The 24,360-nt window shown below is 37.7% G+C and carries 24 protein-coding genes and 1 riboswitch; of the genes, 11 read left to right on the top strand and 13 right to left on the bottom strand.

The annotated features are described in order from the left end of the window. A partial coding sequence (locus tag MBBTH_RS10040) for a transposase (protein WP_207773368.1) occupies positions 1–273 on the top strand: 273 nt, incomplete at its 5' end. 789 nt (positions 274–1,062) lie between these two features. Next, on the top strand, positions 1,063–2,175 hold the full coding sequence (locus MBBTH_RS10045; RefSeq protein WP_116592903.1) for a radical SAM protein: 1,113 nt from the start codon (positions 1,063–1,065) through the stop codon (positions 2,173–2,175). Positions 2,176–2,319: 144 nt separating this feature from the next. On the opposite strand, the gene MBBTH_RS10050 is transcribed toward MBBTH_RS10045, so the two are convergent. The 3 genes from MBBTH_RS10050 to MBBTH_RS10060 form a co-directional block, all read right to left on the bottom strand. Continuing rightward, positions 2,320–2,841 (bottom strand): AAA family ATPase, encoded by a 522-nt coding sequence (locus MBBTH_RS10050; RefSeq protein ID WP_116592904.1) that lies wholly within the window; start codon positions 2,839–2,841, stop codon positions 2,320–2,322. Beyond that, positions 2,841–3,620 (bottom strand): ParA family protein, encoded by a 780-nt coding sequence (locus MBBTH_RS10055; protein ID WP_116592905.1) that lies wholly within the window; start codon positions 3,618–3,620, stop codon positions 2,841–2,843. Before MBBTH_RS10055 ends, MBBTH_RS10050 begins: the two co-directional genes overlap by 1 nt. A 389-nt stretch (positions 3,621–4,009) precedes the next feature. Further along, on the bottom strand, positions 4,010–5,311 hold the full coding sequence (locus tag MBBTH_RS10060; protein WP_116592906.1) for a TrpB-like pyridoxal phosphate-dependent enzyme: 1,302 nt from the start codon (positions 5,309–5,311) through the stop codon (positions 4,010–4,012). A gap of 90 nt (positions 5,312–5,401) precedes the next feature. On the opposite strand from MBBTH_RS10060, the gene MBBTH_RS10065 reads away from it, so the two are divergent. After that, positions 5,402–6,433: a DUF1786 domain-containing protein gene (locus MBBTH_RS10065; RefSeq protein ID WP_116592907.1), complete on the top strand. Its 1,032-nt coding sequence runs from the start codon at positions 5,402–5,404 to the stop codon at positions 6,431–6,433. Positions 6,434–6,439: 6 nt separating this feature from the next. Further along, positions 6,440–7,099, top strand: a complete 660-nt coding sequence (locus MBBTH_RS10070) for a PHP domain-containing protein (RefSeq protein WP_116592908.1) — start codon at positions 6,440–6,442, stop codon at positions 7,097–7,099. Between the two features lie 6 nt (positions 7,100–7,105). Here the strand turns inward: MBBTH_RS10070 and albA are convergent, their stop codons facing one another. The 6 genes from albA to MBBTH_RS10100 all read right to left on the bottom strand — a co-directional run bounded on the left by albA (position 7,106) and on the right by MBBTH_RS10100 (position 13,007). Continuing rightward, the gene (gene albA, locus MBBTH_RS10075; protein WP_116592909.1) at positions 7,106–7,381 is read right to left on the bottom strand and encodes a DNA-binding protein Alba; all 276 of its coding nucleotides are present in this window, start codon (positions 7,379–7,381) and stop codon (positions 7,106–7,108) included. 192 nt (positions 7,382–7,573) lie between these two features. Then, entirely contained in the window at positions 7,574–9,118 is a 1,545-nt protein-coding gene (locus MBBTH_RS10080; RefSeq protein WP_116592910.1) for a 2-isopropylmalate synthase, read from the bottom strand. Positions 9,119–9,202: 84 nt separating this feature from the next. After that, positions 9,203–10,405 (bottom strand): beta-alanine-activating enzyme beta-propeller domain-containing protein, encoded by a 1,203-nt coding sequence (locus tag MBBTH_RS10085; protein WP_116592911.1) that lies wholly within the window; start codon positions 10,403–10,405, stop codon positions 9,203–9,205. 11 nt (positions 10,406–10,416) lie between these two features. After that, entirely contained in the window at positions 10,417–11,571 is a 1,155-nt protein-coding gene (locus MBBTH_RS10090) for an ABC transporter permease (protein WP_116592912.1), read from the bottom strand. Next, positions 11,558–12,607: an ATP-binding cassette domain-containing protein gene (locus MBBTH_RS10095; protein ID WP_116592913.1), complete on the bottom strand. Its 1,050-nt coding sequence runs from the start codon at positions 12,605–12,607 to the stop codon at positions 11,558–11,560. Before MBBTH_RS10095 ends, MBBTH_RS10090 begins: the two co-directional genes overlap by 14 nt. Further along, a complete protein-coding gene (locus MBBTH_RS10100; RefSeq protein ID WP_116592914.1) occupies positions 12,591–13,007 on the bottom strand; it encodes a PadR family transcriptional regulator in 417 nt (138 codons plus the stop codon). The genes MBBTH_RS10095 and MBBTH_RS10100 overlap by 17 nt, the downstream gene beginning before the upstream one ends. A 67-nt stretch (positions 13,008–13,074) precedes the next feature. Between MBBTH_RS10100 and MBBTH_RS10105 the strand changes: the two genes are divergently transcribed. Together MBBTH_RS10105 and MBBTH_RS10110 are read left to right on the top strand one after the other, a co-directional pair. Beyond that, on the top strand, positions 13,075–13,788 hold the full coding sequence (locus tag MBBTH_RS10105) for a sugar phosphate isomerase/epimerase family protein (RefSeq protein ID WP_116592915.1): 714 nt from the start codon (positions 13,075–13,077) through the stop codon (positions 13,786–13,788). A gap of 173 nt (positions 13,789–13,961) precedes the next feature. Then, positions 13,962–14,645, top strand: coding sequence for a hypothetical protein (locus MBBTH_RS10110; RefSeq protein WP_116592916.1), 684 nt, complete (start codon positions 13,962–13,964; stop codon positions 14,643–14,645). A 26-nt stretch (positions 14,646–14,671) separates the two neighbouring features. On the opposite strand, the gene MBBTH_RS10115 is transcribed toward MBBTH_RS10110, so the two are convergent. Next, positions 14,672–15,466 carry an HAD family hydrolase gene (locus MBBTH_RS10115; RefSeq protein WP_116592917.1) on the bottom strand — a complete coding sequence of 265 codons (795 nt, stop codon included), beginning with the start codon at positions 15,464–15,466 and terminating at the stop codon, positions 14,672–14,674. A 110-nt stretch (positions 15,467–15,576) separates the two neighbouring features. Between MBBTH_RS10115 and gatA the strand changes: the two genes are divergently transcribed. The 4 genes from gatA to MBBTH_RS10135 all read left to right on the top strand — a co-directional run bounded on the left by gatA (position 15,577) and on the right by MBBTH_RS10135 (position 19,888). After that, the gene (gatA, locus tag MBBTH_RS10120; RefSeq protein ID WP_116592918.1) at positions 15,577–16,947 is read left to right on the top strand and encodes an Asp-tRNA(Asn)/Glu-tRNA(Gln) amidotransferase subunit GatA; all 1,371 of its coding nucleotides are present in this window, start codon (positions 15,577–15,579) and stop codon (positions 16,945–16,947) included. Positions 16,948–17,002: 55 nt separating this feature from the next. Continuing rightward, positions 17,003–17,878, top strand: a complete 876-nt coding sequence (locus MBBTH_RS10125) for a radical SAM protein (protein WP_116592919.1) — start codon at positions 17,003–17,005, stop codon at positions 17,876–17,878. 112 nt (positions 17,879–17,990) lie between these two features. Further along, entirely contained in the window at positions 17,991–19,484 is a 1,494-nt protein-coding gene (locus tag MBBTH_RS10130; protein WP_116592920.1) for a nucleotide-binding protein, read from the top strand. Beyond that, positions 19,484–19,888, top strand: coding sequence for a hypothetical protein (locus MBBTH_RS10135; RefSeq protein ID WP_116592921.1), 405 nt, complete (start codon positions 19,484–19,486; stop codon positions 19,886–19,888). Before MBBTH_RS10130 ends, MBBTH_RS10135 begins: the two co-directional genes overlap by 1 nt. Here the strand turns inward: MBBTH_RS10135 and ribB are convergent, their stop codons facing one another. Both ribB and MBBTH_RS10145 read right to left on the bottom strand, forming a co-directional pair. Then, the gene (gene ribB, locus MBBTH_RS10140) at positions 19,889–20,572 is read right to left on the bottom strand and encodes a 3,4-dihydroxy-2-butanone-4-phosphate synthase (RefSeq protein WP_116592922.1); all 684 of its coding nucleotides are present in this window, start codon (positions 20,570–20,572) and stop codon (positions 19,889–19,891) included. It lies immediately after the preceding gene. 54 nt (positions 20,573–20,626) lie between these two features. Beyond that, a riboswitch (FMN riboswitch) is annotated at positions 20,627–20,758 on the bottom strand. Positions 20,759–20,803: 45 nt separating this feature from the next. Further along, entirely contained in the window at positions 20,804–21,178 is a 375-nt protein-coding gene (locus tag MBBTH_RS10145; protein ID WP_116592923.1) for a DUF120 domain-containing protein, read from the bottom strand. 225 nt (positions 21,179–21,403) lie between these two features. Here MBBTH_RS10145 and tfrA point away from each other — a divergent pair, with 225 nt between their 5' ends. Continuing rightward, positions 21,404–23,047, top strand: a complete 1,644-nt coding sequence (tfrA, locus tag MBBTH_RS10150) for a fumarate reductase (CoM/CoB) subunit TfrA (protein ID WP_116592924.1) — start codon at positions 21,404–21,406, stop codon at positions 23,045–23,047. Here the strand turns inward: tfrA and MBBTH_RS10155 are convergent. Further along, a complete protein-coding gene (locus tag MBBTH_RS10155; RefSeq protein ID WP_116592925.1) occupies positions 23,040–24,344 on the bottom strand; it encodes an amidohydrolase family protein in 1,305 nt (434 codons plus the stop codon). The two genes, tfrA and MBBTH_RS10155, sit on opposite strands and share 8 nt — an antisense overlap. Positions 24,345–24,360: the final 16 nt, after the last annotated feature.

The following is a 24,360-nucleotide window of genomic DNA, read 5'->3' on the forward strand; positions in this document are numbered from 1 at the left end:
TGCTGCCAAAAAGACAATTACAGAATAATTCAAGACTATGGAAACCCTTCCAAAATCAGAATGCAACGGAAAATGGAAACTGACTGGGCGCAAAAAATCTACAAAAAACGATCAAAAACAGCAGAATTACCCTTTGCACACCTAAAACAAAACATGAAACTACATGAATTCACCACAACAGGAATAAAAAATACAAATACTGAATTCAAACTATACACAATCGGACACAACCTAAAAAGAATATACAACGAAATAAACAGAAAAAACAACTAAAAATAAGAAAAATTACAAAAAAATCAAAAACACAAAATTCGATTAAAAATTTTGCGTCACATCCTCAAGTTTAAAAAAAAAAAGTAAATAACTAAAATCAGCCATATGAAAACCAACGCAAATTGATTTAAAATAACTGATTTGACTGAAAGTCAATACTATTCGGATATATAGTAATTAGTTATTTATGATTACTTATCATAGGATAAGACCTATAATTCTCCCTATTTAAACCCAATTAAATAGGAAGTATGTTTAATGATCTTTTTTTAATAGGTATATGTCCTATAACTGAACCATAATCACTTATGGTTAAGACATGAGTCAAAAGCCTTTCGATAGGTTCCTAAATCAATAGAAAACTATCTGATTTCTGTTTTTTCAAATATTTAATACTATTTTTAAACAAATTTTTCATTAACATACATGTCCTAATCATATCTTCTATAATCCAAACACATATGCATATAAATTTATGATATATTGTATAATATAAAGGTTACTATTTTAATTTTGTTTTTATATATTGAAACAAATATTTATTTAAATAAAATATCAAAAATTAACTAAAAAAATTAAACAATCAAATATATATTACATATTTTTTAATAAGTTTATGTAATTATTATATTACTTTTTTTGTTTAATAAATTTGTAATGAATACGTTACATATTCGACATTTATGTAATATATATATTACATATTCACGTGATGTAATTAATATATCACATCAATTGATACATTTCAAAAAGAATTGTTATTTAATATAAAATACATATATTATTAACATGACTACATTGGAAAAGATGAAAATCTTAACAGATTCCGCACAGTATGATCTTTGCGATTATGTCAACCATAACAAAAGTTCGCAGATTAACTTGCCTGGAATTTACGAAGCAATAGGTCATGATGGATGTAAAATCCCTCTTTTTAAGACTCTTTTAACAAACAAATGTAAAAATGACTGCAAATATTGCATAAACCAATCCAAAAGAAATTTCACACGATTGGAACTATCCCCTGAAGAGCTTGCAAAGGCATTTCTTGGATACTATAACAGGGGAATGGTCAATGGTTTGTTTTTAAGCTCCGGCATTTCCGGGGATGTGGATTCCACAATGGAAAAGCAGATAGAAACCGTCCATCTTCTTAGAAACAAGTACGGATATGACGATTATATTCACCTAAAGGTGGTTCCAGGAGCAAGTAAAGATTCCATTAAAAGGGCAATGGCTCTTGCAAATAGAGTCAGCATCAATATCGAAGCCGCAACACCATCCGGTTTGGCTGAATTATCCTCTACAAAGGATTATAATAAGGACATTTTGAAAAGATTGTCATGGATCAACAGTCTACAGCACAAAAGTACAACATATCCAAATTCTACCCACACCACACAGCTCATCGTTGGCGCCAACAATGAAAGTGACAAAGAGATTCTCACCAGAATGGAAAAAATCTACAAAAACTCCGACCTGAAGAGAACATATTTCTCAGCATTCACACCAATTGAAGAGACTGATCTTGGAAACAAACAGGCATGTTCAACCGATAGAACCGCCAAACTGTATAATGCGGACAGTCTACTTAACGATTACCATTATAATGTTAAAGAGTTGGTTTTTGATGAAAACGATAAGTTGTCTCTTGAACAGGACCCTAAAATTTTATCCGCAGAAAAGATGGATATTTTCCCTGTAGAAATTAACACAGCACCATTTGTGGAACTCATCAGGGTTCCTGGAATAGGCGTGAAATCAGCACGTCAAATAATATCTATTCGTAAAAAAATGCCATTCTCCAAAAAAGAAGAACTTAAAAAACTAGGGGTTGTAGTCGATAGGGCAGAACCTTACATCAAAATAAGTGGAGAATATCAAACTACTTTTGATTTTTAAGATTATTATTGATTTAATAGCTAATTATTTAAATTAAATCTAAAATAATTAAGTGTAAAATTAAGCATTATAATAGAAAAAATTTTATATCGAATATATTAAAATAGAATCTATTCACCACAATTTCAAGTGTAATCTATTATATTATAAATCCTTGAATAAAGCCCAAATTTCAGGATATTTTTTAGAAACAGCCTCTTCAATTAAAATTGAAGCTTCTTTGGAAATACTGAATTCGGGTTCGGTTTTTCTTAAATATCTAAAAACAGCTGAGGATTTGGATGACCATAAAGTAATCCTTGGATTTTTCTCAACGATTTCAATTACTTCATCTATATGTTCCTGCTTTACTTCGACTTCTTGTGATGATTGTAAACTGTCTTCGCTGCCTTGATCGCTAGGTAAGTCTTCGGATGGGCTATCATCATCTTCATCTTCTTGTGTTTCTTCGGCATCTTGCTGGACACCGCCATCTTTATCGGTATCGTTATCAACTTCTGAATCATTTTTATCATCTTCGATTTCTTCAAGAACCTCTTCAACACTTTCAGATTCATTCTCCTTCAGCATGTCCTCAAGAGATTGAGTTGAATTGCTGTCAAAATCCTCATTGTAAAAATCAGGTATCAATGAATCTAATCCTTTACCAAGCCCTTTCCTAGCCATTATAATTCCTCTCCGTCACGTTTAAGAATTTCTTTAGCTAACTTAAGATAAGCCTTTGTTCCGGTACTGTCAGGATCATATATCAAACATGGCTTACCAAAACTTGGAGCTTCGGCCAATCTGATATTTCTAGGAATGATTGTCTTGAATAATAAATCTGTACCGCCAAAGTAATTTTTCAATTCTTTATAAACGTCTTTACTAAGTCTAGTCCTTCTATCAAATAGAGTGAGGAGAATTCCTTTAATGGGAGTAGGGCTTCTAAGCCTTTTTTCGACTAATTTTATTGTATTAATCAAATCAGCTACTCCTTCTAGAGCATAATACTCAGCTTGGATAGGTATTAAAACACTATCTGAAGCTACTAATGCATTGACTGTTATGACTCCAAGAGAAGGAGGTAAATCAATGAATATGTAGTCAAATAATGGTACAACATCTTTAAGAGTTTCTTTTAAAATTATGTGGTAATTTTCACGTTTAGAAAGCTCCATTCCAGCACCACTAAGGGATATATTACTTGGGATAATAAATAAATTTTTAATAAACGTAGGAATTGTTGCTTTTTTTACATTAATATCCCCGATGATGGCATCATAGATTGTATTTTCTATTTTAGTCTTATCAATACCAAAACTTGTAGTAGCATTGGCTTGAGGATCCATATCCACAACCAAAACAGATTTGCCCATTACAGCCAGGGATGTTGCAGTATTCACAACGGTTGTTGTTTTACCGCAGCCTCCTTTTTGATTCATCACCGCAATTACTTCACTCATTAAAGAATTCTCCTTTATCTGATAAGTTTTAAGTTATCAGTTATGATTATAACTTAAAATCAAAGTACTAAAAGAATAACGTGTAAGTTATTCAGTATAAGTTAAAAGAATTAAGTTATATCTTTTAAATGAGAACTTAAAGGAAATAAGTTATCAGTTTTAACTTCTAAGGGATAGGAAATAAGGTTTAAGTTAAAACTTCTAAATTATAAAAAATAAGTTCTAAGAAATAACTTATCATAACTAACTTTTAACAAATAAGTTATATTTTATAACTTCTATCTTATAAAGTATTCGTTTTCACAAATAAGTTATTAGTTAAAATGTGTAAGTTAAATGTTATAAGTTATAACTTATAACTAAAAAATAATAAAAAAATAAAAGAAGGATTATTTAGCATTTTGCATTGTTCCTTCAAAATAGCTAGCATATCCTTTCAAGTCTAACATTCCATGTCCTGAGAAGTTCATGACAATGGTTTTTTCCTCACCTGTCTCTTTACATTTGAGAGCTTCATCAATAGTAGCCTTAATAGCATGAGTGGTTTCTGGAGCAGGAACGATACCTTGGTTACGAGCGAAAGTGATTCCAGCCTCGAAACAGTCCTTTTGATGAACAGATCTTGGTTCTATGTAACCTTCTTTAGTTAGAAGTGAAACAATCGGAGACATTCCGTGATATCTTAATCCACCTGCATGAACTGAAGGAGCTACAAAGTCATGACCTAATGTAAACATCTTGAGCATTGGAGTGAATCCGTTGGAATCTCCAAAGTCATAATCATAGGTTCCTTCGGTTAATGTAGGACAGGCGCTTGGTTCAACTGCAATGAATTGGGTATCTGAGTTTCCTTCAATCTTATCCTTAATGAATGGGAATAAAGATCCGGCCAGGTTACTTCCTCCACCAGCGCATGCAATCATGACGTCAGGCTCCTCTTCGGCAATTTCCAATTGGGTCTTCAATTCCTGACCGATTACAGTTTGGTGCAACATTACATGGTTTAAAACACTACCTAATGAGTATTTGACTTCCTCATTTTCCAATGCCTCTTCCATAGCTTCGGAAATGGCAACACCAAGAGAACCCGGATGGTCTGGGTTTTCAGCCAACACTTGGCGTCCGACCTTGGTATTTTCACTTGGGGATGCATAAATGTCGCTGTCATAGATGTGCATTATGTTCTTCCTGTCAGGTTTTTGGTTGAATGAGACCTTTACCATATAAACAGTACAGTCTATGCCCAATAGGTTACATGCCAATGATAATGCGGTACCCCATTGACCGGCACCGGTTTCGGTGGTTAATCTTTCAACACCCTCTTTTTTAGCAAAATAAGCTTGAGGAATAGCTGAATTTAACTTATGTGACCCTGTCGGTGAACTGTCTTCACGTTTAAAGTAAATTTTAGCTGGAGTATTTAAGTATTCTTCAAGTTTATTGGCTCTTACCAATGGAGATGGTCTTCCCATTTCCATGTATAGTTCTCTGACCTCTTTAGGAATAGTGATATAACGGTCTGTAGCAAATTCTTGTTCTAAGCCCGCTTTGGTAAACGCTAATTGTAAAGCTGCAATTTGATCCTTTCCCTCACTGTTTTTAGGAGCAGGAAGTGGAACAGGCAAATCTGCAAGCATATTATACCATTGCTTTGGCACTTCATCTGATGATAATTCTATTTTGTAAGTCATGAATATAATTATAATTAATGTACTATTTAAAGCTTTGTTGTACAAAAATGTACTATTAATTATTAATAATATAAAAAACAATTAAAAAATATGAGAATTTTAGCAATTGATGTTGGTACAGGAACACAGGACATAATGATATATGATAGTGAAAAAGAGCTGGAAAATGCAATAAAACTGGTTCTTCCATCCCCTCACCTATTTATTTCACAAAAAATAAGGGAAACAGAGAATGACATTTATTTCGATGGAGAAATAATGGGTGGAGGAAAAATAAAAAACACACTATTGGAACATATGGAAAAAGGATATAATGTCGTGATGGAACCAACATGCGCTAAAACAATCAGAGACAATATAGAACAGGTCAAATCCTTTGGAATCGAAATAGCCGACAATGAAAAAAGCTATGACGGATATACAAAAATCACATTGGGCGACATTGACATCACCAAACTGTCAGAATTCCTATTGGGATATGACCTTGAATTTGATTTTGACAAGATAGCGATAGCAGTGCAAGATCATGGCTACAACGAGAACATGGGAGATAGGGACTTCAGGTTTGAGAAGATCAGAGAGAAAATATCCGAGCCTACATCCCCATTGGAATTCGGATTCAAGGGTGACGATTTGCCCGAATACTTCACAAGAATGCAGGCTGTCAGAAGACAGGTTAAAAATGAGGGAATAGAGGAACTTCCACTGGTGATGGATACCAAATTCGCCTCAATAGCCGGAATGTGCTATGATGAAGTTGCATCAAAATTAAACAGTTTCATTGCGATTGACATCGGAAACGGCCACACCACTGCCGCATCAGTCGAAAACGGTAAAATCCAAGGGGTGTTTGAACACCACACATCAAGCCTGACAGGCGAATCACTTGAAAGATACATCAAGAGGCTGGCTTCAGGTGAAATCACCCATGAGGAGGTTTACAATGACCATGGCCATGGCGCACATGTCTTGAATCCAATATCAAAAATAGAGAAGGTTATAGTGAGCGGACCAAAAAGAGAGTTGATTGAAAAGACCAATCTGGATTGGCATCATGCCGCCCCAGGCGGGGATGTGATGATGACAGGAACCGTCGGTTTGATTAAAACAATATTAGGATAGATAATAATGCTTAAAATGGATTCACATATTCACAGCGAATATTCCCCAGACTCAAACTCAAAAATTGACGACATCCTGAAAACCGCAAGAAGCAGGAACCTCGACATAATTGCAATCAGCGATCACAATACAGTTGATGGAACTGCCGAAGTTTTGCGTAAAACAAGGAACACAGATATACTTGCCATTCCATCTATTGAAATTTCTTCAACACATGGCCATATTCTTGGTTTTGGGTGTGAGGAAAATGTACCTCGTGACCTATCACCGCAAGATACTATTGACAGAATTCATGATTTAGGAGGTCTTGCAATAATACCCCATCCGTACTGCTTTTACAGGCATGGGCTCCTATGCAAAAGTGACTACAAGGACTTGAAAATCGATGCGATTGAGACAAAGAATGCAAGATTCATTGTAGGATACTGCAACAGCAAGGCCAAAAAATTGTCAAGAAAAGAAAATATACCTCAATTGGGCGCAAGCGATGCGCACTACTGGAAGTTTGTCGGTGACTGCTTCAGCATGATTGATTGTGAAAAGGATATTGACAGTGTATTAAAGTCAATTGTAAAAGGAAAAATAGAGGCTCATGGAAAGGGAACTTCGAACATATTGCTTTCTAAATATCTTTTTGAGAAAAATGTATTAAAGAAATTTGATTAAAAAGAGTTATTCGCTCTTTTCAATTAAAATTTCTATAATAGAAACATTTGTTTTTTCATGGTTATAGTTCTCAATTTCCTCGGTGGAAATTTGGATATCTGTAACGTCTGAATCAGGTACAAACCTATTTCTAACAATTTCAGCTGCATCTACGGCACGACTAATAGCTTTACCTCTAGCTCTAAGTAATACGCTATTAGAGCCTTCATTAAATTGTGTAACGACAGCTAAAACGTAATTCATTACAGGTTTGCTCCCTACAAATATTGTATTATTTTCCATATTTAACTCACCATATAAAATTTATGTAATCAATGTATATAAAATTTTACATGAAAATGTTGAAATTTAAACAGTGGGCAAATAAAAATAAGATAAAATATTATAAGTAACCAATGATTATAAAAAAAATAATAATTAGAAAAAAAAATAAATAATTTATAATAAAAATTGAAAAAAATAAACAAATATGAATTATAATTTATTCAAATTTGAATTTTTAATCAACAATAATTTATTGATTGAATCCAATACCGCTATAATACTTGCCATCACGATATCCTGATTTGTTGATCTTCCGGTGGATTTGTTGCCTTCGGAATCAGAACTGATAACAAACACTTCAGCCAGCGCATCGGTACCTCCAGTGATTGCCTCAAGGTTATACTCCTCAAGCTCCACATCAATGTCGTCCTGAATCAATTCACGAATAGCGTTTAAAGCGGCATCGACGGGACCGACACCTGTAGCGGCTTTTTCCTTTTCAACGCCGTCAATTTCCAGCCTGACTGTTGCTGTTGGGGAAACTCCATTTCCTGAGGACAAACCCAATCCCTTCAAGACAATAGGGGTTTCACGAGCTGAAGAAAGCTCTGTGATTGCAATAGCTATCAGGTCGTCATCTGTGACGCACTTGCCGCTATCACCTAAAGATTTGATATCATCGAACACCTTACAGAATTGCTCCTCATCCAAATCTATGTGATATTCCTTTAATTTGGCTTTAAGGGCATTGGCACCTGTATGTTTTCCCAAAACAATTCTTCTGGAATGACCAACCATTTCAGGAGACATCGGCTCATATGTTGAAGCGTTATTTAGAATTCCATGAACATGAATGCCTGATTCATGGGCAAAGGCATTATCCCCCACAATAGGCTTGTTGACCGGCATTTTCACACCTGTCAAACGGCCGACCAATGTGGATAAACTGTACAGTCTGGTAGTGTCCAAACCCAAATCAATGCCATAGGCAGACTTGAGAGTCATTACCAGTTCTTCTAAGGAACAATTACCTGTTCTTTCACCCAAACCGTTGACAGTAACGTGAGCCTGATTGGCACCACATTCGATTGCAGTCAATGTATTTGCGGTGGCAAGACCGAAATCGTTGTGGAAATGAACGCTGATAGGTGTTGTGAAATTGTCCTTTAAATCTGTAATCAATTCATGGGTTAAGATAGGAGTTAATATGCCGACAGTGTCAGGAACATCAATGAAATCCGCACCTGCACTAACCGCCTGGTTAAAGACCTCAAACAGGAAATCCCTTTCTGTTCTTGTGGCATCCTCAGCAGAGAACTCGACTGTCAGGCCATGGTCCTTGGCATATTCGATGGCATCTACAGCAGTATCGACAATCTCCTCCCTTGACATTTTCAGCTTGTAGTCACGATGCAATGGAGAGGTGCCTATGAATGTATGAACATATTCCAAATCAGAGTCTATAATGGCATCAAGGTCCTTTCTTAAGGAGCGTGCCAAACCCACAAGGGTTGAATTCAAACCTAGGGAAGTAATCTGTTTTGCTGATTCGATTTCACCTTTTGATGAAGCTGGAAAGCCAACCTCTATCTTATCGACACCCAAATTGTTCAATTTGGTTGCAATTTGAATCTTCTCATCGACCGTCAAGGCGACACCAGGTGTCTGTTCACCATCCCTTAATGTTGTATCGAAAATATAGATTTTGTCGGCGAGATTCATATTTTCGTTTTTTAATGTCTCTATATCCTGCATCGTTTCACCATGATTAAAATTATAAGAATATTATATTTCACAAGTTAAATAAACATTTAGAAAAAAAATTGTAAAGATAGAAAATTATTTTCTACCTTTAACCTTACGCACGACCACAATAGCCACTATAATGACTATTATCAGGACGGCTATTGAATAGAACATCTGAGTTGAGCCCGGAACCTCATACTTATTGATGTTTAATGAATATACATTTCCAGAATCATCACCAAAGAATAAACTGTTTCCATTTATTACAGGTGAAGATGTAATAGCTGAGTTAAATAAAATTGTTCCCGGATTATAAGTAAATTCCTCAGCTCCTGTGTATTTATTCAACACATACAAATACCCATTATTTGATCCGAACGCAACAAGGTTATCCTTAATCGCAGCAGTTGACTGCACCTTATCCCCGGTTGAGTGACTCCATTTGACGGTTCCGTCACGAACATCAAGGCAGGTCATGTTGCCTTCATCGGAACCTATGAAAACATTATTGTCATGCCCGTCAACTGTTGGGGAGGAAATAACCTTATCGTTGAGGTCAACTTTCCATTCCAGATCACCGTCAGACTTTTTGAGGCAATATACGCTTCCGTCGGTTGAACCGAAGATAATTGTCTTGTTAACATAGGCCGGTGAAGACAATATTTCATCTCCTGTGGTGAATTCCCAGTTTTTGCTTTCATCGGTATCGATGCTGTACATCTTGCCGCCTGTGGAACCTACATATATGGTATTGTCAACCACGATAGGGGAGGTCCTGAGCTCATCGCCCAATTTCTTATCGAACTTGACCTTGCCGTCCTCATTTACACCATACAGGTGTCCATCATCACTTCCGAAGTAGATTATATCGTCGTGATAGACTGGAGCGGAAGCCACATTGTCACAGTCATAGTCCCAAACGACCTTATGGGAGTTGATGTTGACCGCCTTAAGACCGTCCTCACAACCGATGTATAACCTGTTTGAATGTATTATCGGTGAGGAATTTGTCTTGGCCTCAAGGTCTAAATTCCATTCTTCCTCGCCTGTTTCCATGTCTATTGCCTTTAAAATACCATCGTTTGACACATAATAAATGTAATCCTTATATATTGCCGGAGATGAATGGACCGGAGATTCCATATTAAATGTCCAAAGATTTGTTACAAAATCAGACTCCCCATCTCTATATCCGCTATGGTCTATACCTCCTTGAAATGAATTCCAATTTTCAGCTGCTATTGGAGATAAACATAAAAGAGCTACAATTAATCCAATTAATAATTTTTTATACATTTGAAAACCTCCTATACATCTCTATTGAATCGTTTTACACCTAATATGAAGAATAATATTGCAAAACCGATAAGTATCACTAAATCAAACCATACATCACCAAGTGTCTGTCCCTTAAGCATTATTCCTCTCATTGCATCATTCAAATAAGTCAATGGGAAGATATAAGCTAATTTCTGTAAAATCCACGGCATGGTTTCAATCGGATAGAATACCCCTGAAACAAACATCATCGGCATTGAAAACGGCATTACTATTTGGGCATAATCCTCCTGTGTGGATGTCCTTGCGGAGAAAAATATACCGAATGAAACAAAACACAAGGCCCCAATCACAAGGACTATGAACGTTTGTAGAATTCCACCCTTGATGCTTACGTTGAAGAGAATTATTGCCATCAGAATCAATATCAATGCCCTGACAAGTTCGATGAGAAGTTTTGCTGCAATCTTACCTCCGATAACTGTGGAAACTGAAGTCGGGGTCATGAAGAGTCTTGCGAGTTCTCCTGTTTCCCTTTCACCTGCAATTGTTGCTCCCATACCCATCATACAGCTGAACATGATTGTCATACCCAGGACAGCAGGAACCAAAAAGTCGATGTATTTGATGTTTCCATAAATCTTGTTTATATGCAGGCTGATATCGTCCTTAAAGTTGTTTAGAGAATGAATTATGGACGGTTCTATATCCGCATCCTGTGTTGAAACGCTTGTTTGAGAAGCGACAACATTGGATAGCCTGTAAAATATGCCTTGAGTAGATGATTCAAGGATTTGTGAAGCCATCTGATCTGAGGAATCCAAATATAGCGTTACCGCCTTTTGCTGCGAGGAATCCTTATCATAATCATCAGGCAGTATTATGGCCGCCTTAACCTCACCGGACTCAACGCGCTGCTTTCCCTCATCAACATCATCAATTACCTCTACAACATGATATGTTTCTGTGTCCTTGATGGTGTCCAATGTCAGGTCTGTCAAATCACCATGGGACTGTGAAACAACGACTATAGGCAAGTCTGTCATTTCCCCACCCATTCCATAACCGAAAAGCAGAATCATGATTATCGGAAATGCAATAATGGAAATCAATCTGCCGGGGTGCCTTTTGAGTGAAATCAATTCCTTTTTAATCATCCACCAAAATTTATTAAGCTCTAGCATCTTCATCCACCTCTGCTGTCGCCTTAATGAATACGTCTTCAAGTGAAGGCTCCTCTGTGAAAATTGATTTAATTATTCCTCCGGATGAAATGACATCCTTCATGATATTGTAAACTGCCATGCCATCAAAAGCGTCAATTTTCAGGGTTATACGTCCATTATGGGCGATTTCAAAATCCTTAACCGTTTCATTGGATTGAAGACTTGAAATGATTCCCTCATCATGATCTTGAAGTAAAAATGACATCTTCCTTAAGCTGAGACTTTCTAAATCCTCCATTTTGGAAGTTGAATCCTCGCTTTCGGAGTGAACCTGTGATAGGGCTTCAGTCAATTCCCTTCTGTTTTCTTCAAGAAGAGAATCCTTAAGGCCCTGAGGTGTGTCATAAGCCACAAGATTACCTGTGTTTATGATTCCGACATTATCACACAACATATCCACCTCATGCATGTCATGAGAGCACAATATAATTGTGTGGCCATCATCATTCAGTTCCCGAATCAGGTCCCATAAAGTACGCTTGGTTGTAGGATCCAATCCTATGGTTGGTTCGTCCAAAAACAGGATGTCCGGCCTGTGAACCAAACTGGCCACAAGTGAAGCCTTCTGCTTTTGTCCTCCGGAAAGTTGACCCACACGCTTGTCACGTGCATATTCGATGTCAACCAATTCCATCAGATCCTCTATACGGGAATCCCTTTCATCCTTTGGAACTCCATAATAATCCGCACACATCTGTGAGTTTTCCATCACTGTTAAATCCTTATACAAACTAACCTGCTGCGGAACCATTCCCAAAAGGTTTCTAACCTCATCAGGATTTTTCTGAACATCATATCCGCCAACAGTGGCTTTGCCTGAGGTGGGTTGAATTAAACAGGTCAACATTTTTATTGTTGTTGTTTTTCCAGCCCCGTTCGGACCCAACATTCCAAAAATTGTCTTGTCAGGAATTTCTAAATTTAGAGAATTAACAGCAGTGAAGTTATTGTTATATACTTTTGTAAGATTTTGAGTTTCAATTGCGTTTTTCATTGTTAATCTCCATTCCAGTCATGTCCTTAAAAAAGGCCAACCAGGTGGGACTGTTTAAAACATTGCTCATGTGTGTCTGAACGTGGCCTAAAACAATCTCTCCCTTTTCGGTTATGGAATAATACTTGACCCTTTTGTTGTTTTCATTTACTTTCCACTCTCCAGCAATCAGCCCCACCTTTTCCATCTTGGACAAGATCGGATATACCTTACTGGAGTTAATCTTAATATCACACTGATTGCAGTCAAAGTTAAAAAATTCCTCTAACTTCTTCATAATGCCATAACCATGGATATTCTCCTTTGAAATAATCCATAGAATCAGATTATGCGTTATTCCATTAGAAAATTGTTTAACTAGCTTTTCATGTGACTTGTTAAAATCATTTTCATCAGTCATATTTCACCATATGTCAAAATTTGATATATATTAACATTTATTATATATATCTCACTTATATATAAACATGAAACTTGGATTTACAACACTAGCGCTATTCATGGAACCAAATGACGACATCATCAATCTAGCAAAAAAACACGGATTTGAAATAATCGAAATTCTTGCGGAAGGCCCCTTCTATGAAAAGGACAACTGTGAATTTAAGGACTGCGGACTGGACATGAGAATGCATGCGGCAACAGTAGACATCAACATCGCCAGCTTAAACAAGGGAATAAGGGATGAAAGTGTAAGGCAGATGATTCATTGTGGACAATATGCGGAAAGCATCAATGCAAACACCATCACAGTACATCCGGGTATCATCGGCAGGAACGAACCTCACTTGAGAAAATGGGCATTGGAAATAGCTATTGAAAGTGTTGGGGAAATCATAGATAACACAAATGTTGAGATTTCCGTTGAAAACATGCCGGTTCGAGGAAAATTCCTGGGAAATACCGTTGAGGAAATAGAGATGATTCAGGAAGCCACCGGATGCAGCCTGACAATCGATACGGGTCACGGAAATACCTGCGGAAACCTGGAGGAAATGCTTTCATTGAAAAACATCAGCTATTGTCATTTGAACGATAATGATGGCGTGAAGGACCAGCACATTACCCTGGGTGAGGGCACTCTTGACTTGAATTTGCTCAAAAAGATTGATACCGCAATTATAGAGCTGAATAACTTTGACAACATCCTCAAAAGCAAGGAAGTCATTGACAATCTATAATTTATTTTTTTTATTCGGTTATTAGTTATAAGTTATAAGTGATTAGGCAGTTATCACTTATAAGTTATAAGATATTTTATACATAAATAAAAAGGTTTATCCAATTAATATAGATATTTAAACAAATATCTAATCAAATAAACTAATCAAAGTTTATTTAGTGGAGGAATTTGATGAAAAAAAGTTATATAATAATTTTAATAGCAATATTAGCTATTTTTAGTATCTCAACAGCATCAGCCGGACTTTTTGATGGTTTCGGTGGAGGAAATGTACATTTCCTTGACTTGACCATGAATGTCGATGGTGCAAACTTTGAAGATGGGGATTCACATGCCCAAAACGACAATTTTGATGTCAGCTTCTACAACATAAGTGATAATGATGAGGGAAGAATGAGTACAATAGCAAAAGAGTTGAAAGCTGGAAAATTTGATGAAAACAGCATATCAGACGCCTTTAGCAAAGCAGACGCTTCAATCGCCAATACCATATCATACACATACGATAAAGAATCAGATGATCAAACATGCGCAAAAACAATATTGTCCTTCAACAAACTTTCCGACTATAAGGAATTTGACATTAACGGCAAAAAAGCAGCGGACTTCATCGTTTCAGATTCAGTCATATATGACGATTCCGGAGCCACAAGCATGATACCTGACTACATCACCAATCCTGACAGTGGAAAAACATCAGATGATTTGGCCAGATGGGTGCTGGTGTACGACAATGAAACCGACACACTATACGGTATTGAAATCCAGTCAACAAAAACCAGCGTTGTGACTGACGAATCCGTACTTCAAAGCAGTGAAGTGCAATCCATTATAGATTCAATAACCTTTGAATAGGAACATTCCTATTCCCTTTCTTTTTTTTAAAAGTCAATCATTGTGACCTCAAAGATGTCCTCAATGATATGATCTGTCTTGTCCATCATCTTTGGAGAGACTTCCTCTTGCTGTTCTATTGTTAGGACACTGACATCCGCTTTCTTAAAGGCTAAAATGTCATTCAGGCCGTCACCGACCATCATAACCTTGTATCCTCCCTCCTGCAGGATGGATACGACCTCGCATTTTCCTCTTGTGGAAACTGTTCCGAAAGCATTGTCCTCAGGCACATCAAGCATGTTTGCCAATCTGTTGATGGCACCCTTCCTGTCTCCTGAGGCGATGAATATCTCAATTCCACGGGATTTCAGGACCTCAACTGTTTCAAAAACCTTTGGGAAAAACTTGCCGGCTGAAGTGATGGTGTATGCGACAGTCCCCAGGTCCATGTCCACAATCAATGCGGACCCGTTGCAAAGCTCCATGTGGGAAATCTTTTCGCGCAAAATGTCAAAGCCGTCAGTGATATCGGAAACAGTGGATGACTTTTCATTGTAGAGAATCTCCTCGACTTCGGCCTTTGAAACCTGCCTTGTGGAAAAGCTTACGTCAAAGTCGATGTTGTACTCCTTAATGACATCTGAAATCAGTCTATCCTTATCCAATTCCAGAAGCCTGTTGGTATTGAACTGAAGAACCACCAAAGCCAATGAATCGGCTGAATCAATCAAGTCCAGAGAGTTGATGTCGGTGAATATGTTTCCGTTCAAAACATCCTTAACGACCCTGTATCTTTCTATCAGGGTTCCTGAGTTGTCAAACACTACCGCTTTTTTCATGGTTATTAATATATCAAAAAAATGATTTAAAACTTGTGTAAAAAAACAAGTATATAAACATTGAAAAATAAAATAATAATATTATAATTTACGATTATTAAGGTGTTTTAATGAACGTTATTGAAAAGTTAAACTCCATTAAAAGTGGAGAAATGACAGCTAAAGAAAATGTTGAAGGCTTCATTAAAGTTATCGATGAAAATAACGAAGAAATTAATGCATTTATTGAATTAAACTATGAAAATGCATTAAAACAAGCTGAAGCTATTGATGAGAAAATAGCAAACGGTGAAGAAGTAGGAGCTTTAGCTGGATTGGTATTCGGTATAAAAGCAAACATTAATGTTGAAGACTTGATTATTTCAGCGGCTTCCAAAACCTTGGAAGACTATATTGGAAGCTATAACGCTACTGTCGTTGAGGAAATCCTATCTGAGGACGGAATAATCATCGGTATTTTGAATATGGATGAATTCGCCGCAGGAAGTTCAACTGAAACTTCATACTACGGCCCTACACAAAACCCTGCAGCAATGGGCAGAATCCCTGGAGGTTCATCCGGTGGATGTGCAGCCGCAATCGCAGCGGAAATGTGTGATATATCAATTGGATCAGACACAGGCGGTTCCATCAGAAACCCTGCATCACACTGTGGTGTTGTCGGATTCAAACCAACATATGGTGCGGTCTCAAGACAAGGTTTACTTGACCTTTCAATGAGTCTTGACCAAATCGGACCATTGGCAAATGATGTCAGCGGAATAGCACTGGCTCTAAACACCATTGCAAAATATGATGAAACCGAATGTACCACTTTGGACTGGGAAAAACCTGACTTCACAGAAATATTAGGTGAAACCTCACTTGAAGGCATGAAAATAGCGGTATGTCAAGAGTTCATCGACGTTACTGACGATGAAATCAACAAGACAGTCAACAAGGCAATTCAAAAATTGGTTGATGCCGGCGCTGAACTTGTTGAAGTGAGCTTTGACTACATTGACTTATGTTTACCTACATACTACCTAATCAACTATGTGGAATTCTTCTCAGCAACCAGAAAATACGATGGAAGGGACTACGGTTCCAGAATTGAAGAGGTTTGTGGAGACGAAGTGCTTAGAAGAATCAAGATCGGTTCCCACATTGCCGAAGCAGAATTCAGTGGTAAATATTACAAACAGGCCTTAAAGGCAAGATCCGTAATCAGAAATGAAATCACAAAGATGCTTGAAAACGTGGACCTGATTGTAGGTCCTACCGTGCCTAAGCTTCCTCACGAAATCGGTGCTGAATTGGAACCTATGGAAATGTATGCCTACGACGTTCTAACAGTAATAGCTAACCTTGCCGGTATTCCTGCAGCAAGCATTCCTGCCGGTGAAGTTGACGGAATTCCTGTCGGACTGCAGATTCAGGCAAAACCATTGGATGATGAAAAAATTATTAAAGCTATGAGTGTTTTCGAAAACACTCAATAAATTCTTTTTTTTATAATATTTTTCCGACTCTTTCAGTCTTTTAAATTGTATAACCATGATAGTCAATCATAAAGATGTAAAATCAGTCATTTCAAAATCAAATCTTCCCATTGCCGGTTTCACTGTCAATCCCTATGTTGGCTGTGCGCATGCGTGTAAGTATTGCTATGCAGATTTCATGAAAAGATTTACCGGCCATAAGGAAGAGTGGGGAACTTTTGTCGATGTCAAACATTGGCCTCAAATTAAAAATCCTAAAAAATATGACGAAAAAACAATTATTATCGGTTCAGTGACTGATCCCTACCACCAATGCGAAAAGGAGTTCCTAAAAACACGAGAATTTTTAGAGGAACTGCAGGGTGTTGACGTTAATTTAATCATAACCACCAAATCATCATTGATTTCAAGGGATTTGGACTTGATTAAAACGTTTCCGGATCCGATTGTATCTCTTTCAATCAATACATTGGATGAACGCTTTAAAAACGATATGGACAATGCATCATCAATCGCTGATAGACTTGAAACCTTGAAAAAATTCCATGCGGAAGGCATAAAAACCGTTTGTTTCATTTCACCCATTTTCCCGGGAATAACAGATGTGTTTGATATAATAAAGGAAGTTTCTGATTATGTGGACTATATATGGCTTGAAAACTTAAATCTTCGCGGGGGATATAAAAAGACAATTCTGGAATATATCGCAGAAAAATATCCGAAATTAGAACTGCTTTATGAAGACATTTATAAATACAAAAATAACGATTATTGGGAAAACCTAGATAAAAAACTAAACGAATTTGCAAAAGAAGAGGGATACCTTTATATTATTGATAAAGAACCATTTTTGATTAATCCTACAGATAAACCAATACTGATAAACTATTTTTATCATGAAAAAATTCGCCAAAGTTCCAAAAAGAAATGAATATGGATTTTAAGTCGATTTTTCAAATTATTAAAACTATTTTTACACTTGAAATGCACCTCTAAAATTTTATATTATTAAAATTACAATAGATTATCAAGAGGTTATTTTTATGACAAAAATTGGACTAGCTTACATAAACGGTGCAGTTCCAGGATTTGAAGATTTTGGATGCCTGCCAACTGATATTGTAAAGGAAAACGGACTTGTTAATGGTAATAAAGCTAGTGATGAACTTGATGCATTGATTATCCCCGGCGGGACATTAATCGAGTCAAACGACATTAACATGGGCCTGAACACTGAAATCAAGAAAATGGCCCGTGACGGAAAACCTATCATTGGAATATGTGCGGGATTCCAACTGTTGTCAAACCAGATAGACATCGGACGCAAGTCCCCGGTTCCAATCGTTAAGCCTGGACTCGGATTGATTGACGTTAACTTTTCACCGTTGATTACAAGCGACCGTGTGAAGGCAAAGGTGTTTAAGAACTCCTTTTTGGTGAAAAACCAGGATGAGGATGTAAACGGTTTTCACACACATACCTACGGAAAGGTCGAGGGAGACGCCAAGCCACTGTTCTATTCAAAAGTCCAAAGGATGAACTATGGCGACACCAATGAAAAGGGCGACTACAACATCTTCTCAGGCGCATGCAATGATGACGGCAATGTCATCGGCACAATGATTCATGGAATCCTGGATGAGAATCCGATAATTGTAGAAAACCTGCTGGAACAAATAGACGCCAGGGACACTGATGAAATTTACAATAGAAACATGGAAGTCAAGAGATATCTCAACAGTGAAGTTGGAATAAACACCGGCATAAAAGTACCTCAAATTCAACCAAACAAAAAACCTAAATACCTAATGATTGGAAGTAACGGATCCGACAGCGGCAAGACATTCATTCTTACAGGACTTGCTGGTGCATTGAGAAAAAGGGGCTATAAGGTTGCACTTCTGAAAGTGGGTCCGGACGTGCGCGACATCATTCCAGGATTATACTTGACCAAGGGAAAAATGGAAGATTTCGCATCAGTCAAAATCGGACATCTCGGCTGGGCAGACATCGAGTCTACAATAGCCAAACTGAACTCCTCAGACTATGATATCGTTCTCATTGAAGGAGTTATGAGCGTGTTCACCGGCCTTTTAAATGAAAAGGTGCCTTTTTCAGCTGCAGAAATAGCAATGTCCTCAAATATTCCGATGATACTTGCTTCAGGCGTCAACAAGGGCGGTATCGAATCGGCGGCAATTGACCTTGTCTCCCATGCGAACATGCTTGAAAAGTTCGGAGTTGACGTTGAGGCCATTCTATTGAACAAGGTATACAATGACGATATATTCGACCAGGTGGTTCCATACATCAAGAACAACACCAGTGTTGAAAACGTCTTGAAGCTTCCAAAGCTAAAATCAGCGGATATGAGGGGTTTCATACCTGAAGTGGAAATAAGATATGAGCTTTTCACCTCACATGCGATGGATCTGATTGAAAGCAATCTGGATATTGACCTGATAGTCAGCATGGCCCGTGAAGTGGAGTTTGGAAAAATCTACTCATTCGATGAAATCAAAAGGAAGGTGATTTAATGGCACTTAACCTAAGTCCTGAAAAGGGCGTGAAGCTGACAAAAAAGGACAGGGGCCATGTCCTAAAAAAGATGAGACAGGGCTGGAAGGCGACCTGCCTAATACCCGATTATGTTTTTGATGAAAACGGGGACATTCAGATAGCCTCAGACAAGAATCGTCGAGTGGTAAAAATAGTAAAAATATATGAGGACAATCTTCAAATCGAAAATGCGCTGAAAAGCAAAACCTTGAGAATTCCCTTTTCAAAAATAGTTTCAATCGCAAAGTCTCCTGAAGTCAAGGACGCTTTGGAAATAAGAATGAACGATGGGAAATATGTGGCTTTCAGTATTTACAACTCTTATAAAATCCAACAGATTACCCAATTCATTGCAGATTATATAGCTAATCACAAAAATTAGCTATTCTTTTAAATATTCATTGATAATGTCTTCGCCTCTAAGCAATACAAGGCCGTTTTCTTCCGCGTATTTGCGAGCGTCTGCAACGGATGTAGCCTGACCGGTTTCACCATCCATCATTTCACAAACTACACAAACAGGAGTGACACCAGCCATCTCACATAATGCAAGACCAATCTCTGTGTGTCCTTGTCTATTTTTCACAAGTCCTTGTGCTCCTCTTAAGAGGCATACGTGACCAGGTGACCTGAATGTTGCACCGAATTCGTCAAACCTTTCCTCTTTCATCATTATTGCCATTTCACTGATTGTCATTGCCCTGTCATGGTCTGTTACACCAGTGAAGGATTTTCTGTGGTTTGCCCATACTGAAAATGATGACCTTTCATCATATGGAATGTCGTTTGGTGCGAGTTTTGCGAGTTCTGGATATTTTTCTGTAGCGGCTTTCATGATGTCCACCATGAACGGCAAGTGAATAGCTTCACAAAAATCGTCATGTAAACAGTTACAGATTAAACCGCCTGCATCGTTTCTCATTGTTGCGATTGATTTAGGGGTTACAAATTCTGAAGCGATAATCATGTCGACTTCTCCTTCCCTATCATCATCATCGAAAACAAGAACGAATTCGCCGTTTCTAATAGCTTCTAAAGCTTTATCTAAATTTGTTTCTTGATTCATAGTAATGTCTCCTTATTTACTAGAACCAGGGCTAAAAATAACTAAAATTAACTATTATCTTCTCTTCCATCCGGACTGTCACCGTCGGTTTTGGATTTTCACCAAATCAACACTTATTCGTGCTCGTGGACTTATTATTTCTAAATCACCACCGGTAGGGAATTGCACCTCACCCTGAGAACGTATTATCAAATATATTAATCATGTATAAAATACTTTTTGGTAAGGTCATTAAAATTCCAATGAGACGACATCTCCATCCTCAAGATTCAATTCGTCCCTCAATCGGTTTTCTGCAATGAACTCTAGATAATTCTCTTCATGGGTTGTTTTGGCCGGAAACACTATGGCCCCCTCAACTTCTTCGTTTAGGATGGCTTCAATATATTTTACGGCACCAAATCCCTCATCTGGCTTGATTAGATTTTCACATGCATCTTTGATTTTGTTGATTTCATCCAAATGATCATCACTGACAACAATGTTCAGTGTTCCTGGAAATGGAACGAAGCCCAAATTCTTTTCGAATTCCCTAGTGTAAAATTCCTGTGACAGGAAAAATGCAGCCTTGCCCAAACCTGTTGTAACTTCACCCTCGATTTTCATCAAATAACCTCTAATTAAAGTACATTATAATTAATTTCAATTAAAAATTTAAATCATTATTTTAATCTAACGATATCATGAATGATAATATTAAAATTTAATTTGTTAAATATAGATTCGATAGTATAACTTAATAATTTTTGATTAATAAATATTTTTGAAGAAATTTATTTAACATTAAAAAATAAAAGTATTACTATAATAAAGATTTACAGGGTAATTTAAATGGAAATGAAAACTATCTCAACAGATGTATTGATTATCGGATCTGGTGGAGCAGGTTCAAGAGCAGCTATTGAAGTTGATGATGCGGGACTTAAAGCAATAATCGTGTCAAAAGGCCTTTCATTCAGGTCTGGCTGTACCGGAATGGCAGAGGGAGGATACAATGCAGTATTCAAGACCGTCGACAAGGACGATTCAATAGAGGCTCACATTCACGACACCCTAAAGGGTGGAAGCTATCTAAACGATGAAAAGCTTGTGGAAATACTCGTTAACGAATCACCGAAAAGGCTCATTGACCTTGAAAACTACGGTGCACTATTCGACAGGCAGGAGTCCGGTGAAATAGACCAAAGGCCATTCGGAGGTCAGACATACAGAAGAACCTGCTATCAGGGAGACAGGACAGGTGCTGAACTGTTGAACGCACTTAAGGAAGAAATCATCAGAAGAGACATAGAATGCATCGAAGAGGTGATGATTACCTCACTGGTTACCGATGACGACCAGGTGATAGGCGCAACAGGACTTGACCTCAAAGATTCCACTTTAATTTACTTCAAGGCAAAATCCGTTATTCTTGCAAGCGGAGGGGCTGGACAACTTTACCCTGTAACATCCAACACCTTCCAAAAGAACGGTGACGGTTATGCCATTTCATACAGAGCGGGAGCAAAACTGGTTGATATGGAACAGATACAGTTCCACCCAACAGGAATGGTTGCACCCGAATCCAAAAAGGGAGTTCTTGTAACTGAGGCCGTGAGAGCGGAAGGCGGAAAACTCATAAACAGCGAAGGCGAAAGGTTCATGAGTAAATACGCCCCTGAAAAGATGGAATTGGCCACACGTGACGTTGTCGCACGTTCAATCTATCAGGAAATCATTGAAGGAAGAGGCACTGAAAACGGCGGAGTTTACTTAGACATTTCACACCTTGATGACGACTACATTGATGAAAAGCTTGAAACAATGGTCCTGCAGTTTGAAAATGTCGGTGTTGACATCAAGCATGGACCGATAGAGGTTGCCCCAACCGCACACCACTTCATGGGCGGTTTGAAAATCAACCCTGACGCATCAAGTTCCCTGAAAAACCTATTTGGTGCAGGTGAGGTCTGCGGAGGAGTTCACGGAGCAAACCGTTTAGGTGGTAATGCACTGGCAGATACACAGGTGTTCGGTAAAATCGCCGGTGTGAGCGCATCCGAAGCCGCAAAAGCTACCGAGCTGAAAACAAACGACGAGCAAGTCCAAGAGGAAGCCTCAAGAATCGAATCCCTAATTAAGAAAGGATCAATCAAGCCACAGGAATTCAAGGAAAACATCAAAAACCTGATGTGGGAAAAGGTGGCGATCGTTCGTGAAGAAAAGACCCTGAACGAGGCATTGAAAGAGCTTCAGAAAATGCAGGAAAACCTCGACAAGCTTGACGTTGGCTATAAAAAACAATACAACACTGAACTGATGACAGCGCTTGAAGTAATAAACATGGTCGAAATCTGCATTTTGACCGTAAAATCAGCTATATTGCGTAGGGAAAGCCGTGGAGCACACTTCAGGTCCGATTTCCCAGAAACAATCGATATGTGGAAAAGAAGTATTGTTATAAATAATGAAAAAATAGAATTTGAAGCTAGATAGCTTCTTTTAATTCTTTTATTGCTTTTCTAGCCTTATCATAAATTTCCTGTTCATCCAAAACAGTCAATTTTTTATTTTCCATTAATATTTTACCGTTACAGATGGTAGTGTCCACATTTGAACCATTTGCAGAGTAAATCACGTTGGAACTTAAGGATGAACTGTCGGGAACCATGTTGGCTGAATTGGTATCAATTAGAATGATGTCCGCCTTTTTGCCGACTTCAATTGAACCTATCTCATTTTCCAATCCTAAAGCTTCAGCACCTTTTATTGTGGCCATTGTAATTGCCTCATCTGAAGTCAATACCTTAGGATCAAGGGTTGAAACCTTCTGAAGTAAACTGGCTGTCTTCAACTCTTCAATCAAATCGAGGTTGTTGTTTGAAGAGGCGCCGTCGGTTCCTATTGAAACACAGATGTCATTTTCTATCAATTTTGAAACCGGAGCTATACCTGAAGCCAATTTCATGTTACTACATGGGTTGTGGGAGACCTTGACATCATGCTTTTTGATGATTTCAATTTCCTCGTCGCTTAACCATACACAATGTGCCGCAACGACATCAGGACCCAAAAAGCCTATTTTTTCCAAGTATTCAAATGGTCTAAGACCCCTTTCATCCAGACTGTCATTGATTTCCTTTTCGGTTTCTGAAACGTGTATGTGAATTCCCATGTTATACTCATCGGCCAGTTCACGTACCTTTATTAAAAGGTCTTCTGATGCGGTGTATGGTGAATGCGGACCGAAGAACACCTTGATTCTACCGTCGGCCATTCCATTGCATGACTTGAAAAGCTGTAAGTTCTCTTCAATTTCAGCTTCCCTCCTCTCAGCATCTCCAAAGTCAATCATTCCATAGGATAATACCGCCCTTATGCCAGCGTCCTCCACTGCACGGGCAACATCCTCCATGTAAAAGTACATGTCGGAAAATGTTGTTGTTCCTGACTTTATGAGTTCAACCGCTCCCAAAAGAGCTCCAATATAACAATAATCACCATTAAGATTAGCTTCCATTGGCCAAATGTGGTCATTTAACCAGCTGTCCAAACTTAAATCATCAGCTAATCCTCTAAATAAAGTCATTGATAAATGAGTATGAGTATTAATCAATCCTGGAAGTAAAATTTTTCCTTCCGCATCGATGATCTTATCCACATTGCCCTCATCGATAGTCTCAGCAATTTCAGCGATCAAATCATCTTTAATCAATAAGGATTGTTTTTTGTTTTCAAAATTATTCAGATTTAAAATTAATGCGTTCTTAATCAAAATAGTATTATTCATGATAACACCTTAAAAAAAA

Origin of the sequence: Methanobrevibacter thaueri, assembly GCF_003111625.1 — an archaeon.
GTDB lineage: Archaea > Methanobacteriota > Methanobacteria > Methanobacteriales > Methanobacteriaceae > Methanocatella > Methanocatella thaueri.